General features: G+C 58.7%; 7 protein-coding genes. All 7 read left to right on the plus strand.

The features are described from left to right. On the plus strand, nucleotides 1-509 hold a 509-nt coding region (locus OKC42_RS22430), incomplete at its 5' end, for a recombinase family protein (RefSeq protein ID WP_251287802.1). Nucleotides 510-691: 182 nt separating this feature from the next. Further along, nucleotides 692-1,552, plus strand: a complete 861-nt coding sequence (locus OKC42_RS22435; protein ID WP_000027057.1) for a broad-spectrum class A beta-lactamase TEM-1 — start codon at nucleotides 692-694, stop codon at nucleotides 1,550-1,552. 154 nt (nucleotides 1,553-1,706) lie between these two features. Then, nucleotides 1,707-2,210 (plus strand): pyridine nucleotide-disulfide oxidoreductase, encoded by a 504-nt coding sequence (locus OKC42_RS22440; RefSeq protein WP_000400164.1) that lies wholly within the window; start codon nucleotides 1,707-1,709, stop codon nucleotides 2,208-2,210. Nucleotides 2,211-2,227: 17 nt separating this feature from the next. Next, on the plus strand, nucleotides 2,228-2,590 hold the full coding sequence (merD, locus tag OKC42_RS22445) for a mercury resistance co-regulator MerD (RefSeq protein ID WP_001277456.1): 363 nt from the start codon (nucleotides 2,228-2,230) through the stop codon (nucleotides 2,588-2,590). Beyond that, nucleotides 2,587-2,823 (plus strand): broad-spectrum mercury transporter MerE, encoded by a 237-nt coding sequence (merE, locus tag OKC42_RS22450; protein WP_000993386.1) that lies wholly within the window; start codon nucleotides 2,587-2,589, stop codon nucleotides 2,821-2,823. The genes merD and merE overlap by 4 nt, the downstream gene beginning before the upstream one ends. After that, nucleotides 2,820-3,527: an EAL domain-containing protein gene (locus tag OKC42_RS22455; RefSeq protein ID WP_000204520.1), complete on the plus strand. Its 708-nt coding sequence runs from the start codon at nucleotides 2,820-2,822 to the stop codon at nucleotides 3,525-3,527. Before merE ends, OKC42_RS22455 begins: the two co-directional genes overlap by 4 nt. A 74-nt stretch (nucleotides 3,528-3,601) precedes the next feature. Beyond that, the gene (locus OKC42_RS22460; RefSeq protein ID WP_015059562.1) at nucleotides 3,602-4,870 is read left to right on the plus strand and encodes a DNA-binding domain-containing protein; all 1,269 of its coding nucleotides are present in this window, start codon (nucleotides 3,602-3,604) and stop codon (nucleotides 4,868-4,870) included. Nucleotides 4,871-4,928 lie beyond the last annotated feature (58 nt).

Genomic DNA, 4,928 nt, shown 5'->3' on the forward strand with positions numbered 1-4,928 from the left:
GAATGGGTTCATGTGCAGCTCCATCAGCAAAAGGGGATGATAAGTTTATCACCACCGACTATTTGCAACAGTGCCCAACAGACCGGGAAGGGCTGGATTTGCTGAGGATGAAGGTGGAGGAAGGTGATGTCATTCTGGTTAAGAAGCTCGACCGTCTTGGCCGCGACACTGCCGATATGATCCAACTGATAAAGGAATTTGACGCTCAGGGCGTGGCAGTCCGGTTCATTGATGACGGGATCAGTACCGACGGTGATATGGGGCAAATGGTGGTCACCATCCTGTCGGCTGTGGCACAGGCTGAACGCCGGAGGATCCTAGAACGCACGAATGAGGGCCGACAGGAAGCAAAGCTGAAAGGAATCAAATTTGGCCGCAGGCGTACCGTGGACAGGAACGTCGTGCTGACGCTTCATCAGAAGGGCACTGGTGCAACGGAAATTGCTCATCAGCTCAGTATTGCCCGCTCCACGGTTTATAAAATTCTTGAAGACGAAAGGGCCTCGTGATACGCCTATTTTTATAGGTTAATGTCATGATAATAATGGTTTCTTAGACGTCAGGTGGCACTTTTCGGGGAAATGTGCGCGGAACCCCTATTTGTTTATTTTTCTAAATACATTCAAATATGTATCCGCTCATGAGACAATAACCCTGGTAAATGCTTCAATAATATTGAAAAAGGAAGAGTATGAGTATTCAACATTTTCGTGTCGCCCTTATTCCCTTTTTTGCGGCATTTTGCCTTCCTGTTTTTGCTCACCCAGAAACGCTGGTGAAAGTAAAAGATGCTGAAGATCAGTTGGGTGCACGAGTGGGTTACATCGAACTGGATCTCAACAGCGGTAAGATCCTTGAGAGTTTTCGCCCCGAAGAACGTTTTCCAATGATGAGCACTTTTAAAGTTCTGCTATGTGGTGCGGTATTATCCCGTGTTGACGCCGGGCAAGAGCAACTCGGTCGCCGCATACACTATTCTCAGAATGACTTGGTTGAGTACTCACCAGTCACAGAAAAGCATCTTACGGATGGCATGACAGTAAGAGAATTATGCAGTGCTGCCATAACCATGAGTGATAACACTGCTGCCAACTTACTTCTGACAACGATCGGAGGACCGAAGGAGCTAACCGCTTTTTTGCACAACATGGGGGATCATGTAACTCGCCTTGATCGTTGGGAACCGGAGCTGAATGAAGCCATACCAAACGACGAGCGTGACACCACGATGCCTGCAGCAATGGCAACAACGTTGCGCAAACTATTAACTGGCGAACTACTTACTCTAGCTTCCCGGCAACAATTAATAGACTGGATGGAGGCGGATAAAGTTGCAGGACCACTTCTGCGCTCGGCCCTTCCGGCTGGCTGGTTTATTGCTGATAAATCTGGAGCCGGTGAGCGTGGGTCTCGCGGTATCATTGCAGCACTGGGGCCAGATGGTAAGCCCTCCCGTATCGTAGTTATCTACACGACGGGGAGTCAGGCAACTATGGATGAACGAAATAGACAGATCGCTGAGATAGGTGCCTCACTGATTAAGCATTGGTAACTGTCAGACCAAGTTTACTCATATATACTTTAGATTGATTTAAAACTTCATTTTTAATTTAAAAGGATCTAGGTGAAGATCCTTTTTGATAATCTCATGACCAAAATCCCTTAACGTGAGTTTTCGTTCCACTGAGCGTCAGACCCCTACAAGCGTGGAACACATCTACGCCGCAGGCGACTGCACCGACCAGCCGCAGTTCGTCTATGTGGCGGCAGCGGCCGGCACTCGCGCCGCGATCAACATGACCGGCGGTGACGCGGCCCTGAACCTGACCGCGATGCCGGCCGTGGTGTTCACCGACCCGCAAGTGGCGACCGTAGGCTACAGCGAGGCGGAAGCGCACCATGACGGCATCAAAACTGATAGTCGCACGCTAACGCTGGACAACGTGCCGCGCGCGCTCGCCAACTTCGACACGCGCGGCTTCATCAAACTGGTGGTTGAAGAAGGCAGCGGACGACTGATCGGCGTGCAGGCAGTGGCCCCGGAAGCGGGCGAACTGATCCAGACGGCCGCACTGGCGATTCGCAACCGGATGACGGTGCAGGAACTGGCCGACCAGTTGTTCCCCTACCTGACGATGGTCGAAGGGTTGAAGCTCGCGGCGCAGACCTTCAACAAGGATGTGAAGCAGCTTTCCTGCTGCGCCGGGTGAGGACAAGGAGGTGTGCGATGAGCGCCTACACGGTATCGCAACTGGCCCATAACGCTGGGGTGAGCGTACATATCGTGCGCGACTACCTGGTGCGCGGCTTGTTACGGCCGGTGGCCTGCACCACGGGCGGCTACGGCGTGTTCGACGATGCGGCCTTGCAACGGCTGTGCTTCGTGCGCGCGGCCTTCGAGGCGGGTATCGGCCTGGATGCCCTGGCGCGGCTGTGCCGTGCGCTCGACGCAGCGGACGGCGCACAAGCCGCAGCGCAGCTTGCCGTGCTGCGCCAGTTGGTCGAGCGGCGGCGCGCGGCGTTGGCCCATCTGGACGCGCAACTGGCCTCCATGCCAGCCGAGCGGGCGCACGAGGAGGCATTGCCGTGAACGCCCCTGACAAACTGCCGCCCGAGACGCGCCAACCCGTTTCCGGCTACCTGTGGGGTGCGCTGGCCGTGTTGACCTGCCCCTGCCATCTGCCGATTCTCGCCGCCGTGCTGGCCGGGACGACCGCCGGTGCCTTCCTTGGCGAGCATTGGGGTGTTGCCGCGCTCGCGCTGACCGGCTTGTTCGTTCTGGCCGTAACGCGGCTGCTGCGCGCCTTCCGGGGCGGATCATGACGAGTTCGCAGCCCGCCGGATGGACGGCGGCCGAGTTGGCGCAGGCGGCGGCGCGCGGACAGCTTGACCTGCATTACCAGCCGCTGGTCGATCTGCGCGATCACCGGATCGCTGGCGCGGAAGCGTTGATGCGCTGGCGGCATCCGAGGCTTGGCCTGTTGCCGCCCGGCCAGTTCCTGCCGCTGGCCGAGTCGTTCGGCCTGATGCCGGAAATAGGCGCGTGGGTGCTGGGCGAGGCCTGTCGCCAGATGCACAAGTGGCAAGGACCGGCATGGCAACCGTTCCGTCTTGCCATCAATGTGTCCGCCAGCCAGGTTGGGCCAACGTTCGACGACGAGGTAAAGCGGGTGCTGGCCGATATGGCCCTGCCCGCCGAGCTTCTGGAGATCGAACTGACCGAATCGGTCGCATTCGGCAATCCAGCCCTGTTCGCCAGTTTCGACGCCTTGCGCGCCATCGGCGTGCGCTTCGCCGCCGACGACTTCGGCACCGGCTATTCCTGCCTGCAACATCTGAAATGCTGCCCCATCACCACATTGAAAATCGACCAATCCTTTGTCGCCAGGCTCCCGGATGATGCCCGTGACCAAACTATCGTGCGGGCGGTGATCCAGCTCGCGCACGGGCTGGGCATGGATGTCATTTTCAGAAGACGACTGCACCAGTTGATTGGGCGTAATGGCTGTTGTGCAGCCAGCTCCTGACAGTTCAATATCAGAAGTGATCTGCACCAATCTCGACTATGCTCAATACTCGTGTGCACCAAAGCGAGGTGAGCATGGCGGCGGACACCCCACGGATTCCAGAACAAGGCGTGGCCACTCTGCCTGATGAGGCTTGGGAGCGTGCGCGCCGTCGTGCGGAGATCATCAGTCCGTTGGCGCAGTCGGAGACGGTCGGGCACGAAGCGGCCGATATGGCGGCTCAGGCGCTGGGCTTGTCTCGGCGCCAGGTATACGTTCTGATCCGGCGTGCCCGGCAAGGCAGCGGCCTCGTGACGGATCTGGTGCCCGGCCAGTCCGGTGGAGGTAAAGGTAAGGGGCGCTTGCCGGAACCGGTCGAGCGCGTCATCCACGAGCTACTGCAAAAGCGGTTCCTGACCAAGCAGAAGCGCAGCCTAGCGGCCTTTCACCGCGAAGTCACTCAGGTGTGCAAGGCTCAAAAACTGCGAGTGCCGGCGCGCAATACCGTGGCCTTACGGATCGCTAGCCTTGACCCGCGCAAGGTCATCCGCCGGCGGGAAGGCCAGGATGCCGCTCGTGACCTACAAGGTGTGGGCGGCGAGCCTCCTGCCGTGACCGCGCCGCTGGAGCAGGTGCAGATAGACCATACGGTCATCGACCTGATCGTGGTCGATGACCGCGACCGGCAACCTATTGGCCGCCCGTACCTGACCCTCGCCATCGACGTGTTCACCCGCTGCGTGCTCGGCATGGTCGTCACGCTGGAAGCGCCGTCTGCCGTTTCGGTTGGCCTGTGCCTCGTGCATGTCGCCTGCGACAAGCGCCCTTGGCTGGAAGGACTGAACGTGGAAATGGATTGGCAGATGAGCGGCAAGCCCTTGCTGCTCTACCTAGACAACGCGGCCGAGTTCAAGAGCGAGGCCCTGCGCCGGGGTTGCGAGCAGCATGGCATCCGGCTGGACTATCGCCCGCTGGGACAGCCGCACTATGGCGGCATCGTGGAACGGATCATCGGCACGGCGATGCAGATGATTCACGACGAACTGCCGGGAACGACCTTCTCCAACCCTGACCAGCGCGGCGACTACGATTCCGAAAACAAGGCCGCCCTGACGCTGCGCGAGCTAGAGCGCTGGCTCACATTGGCGGTCGGCACCTACCACGGTTCGGTGCACAACGGCCTGCTCCAACCGCCGGCCGCGCGCTGGGCCGAGGCCGTGGCGCGTGTCGGCGTACCGGCCGTCGTCACACGCGCTACTTCGTTCCTGGTCGATTTTCTGCCGATCCTCCGGCGCACGCTGACCCGCACCGGCTTTGTCATCGACCACATCCACTACTACGCCGATGGGCACTGTTGCAAATAGTCGGTGGTGATAAACTTATCATCCCCTTTTGCTGATGGAGCTGCACATGAACCCATTC

It is taken from the genome of Aeromonas sp. Y311-2, assembly GCF_027706025.1.
GTDB classification, from domain to species: domain Bacteria; phylum Pseudomonadota; class Gammaproteobacteria; order Enterobacterales; family Aeromonadaceae; genus Aeromonas; species Aeromonas veronii.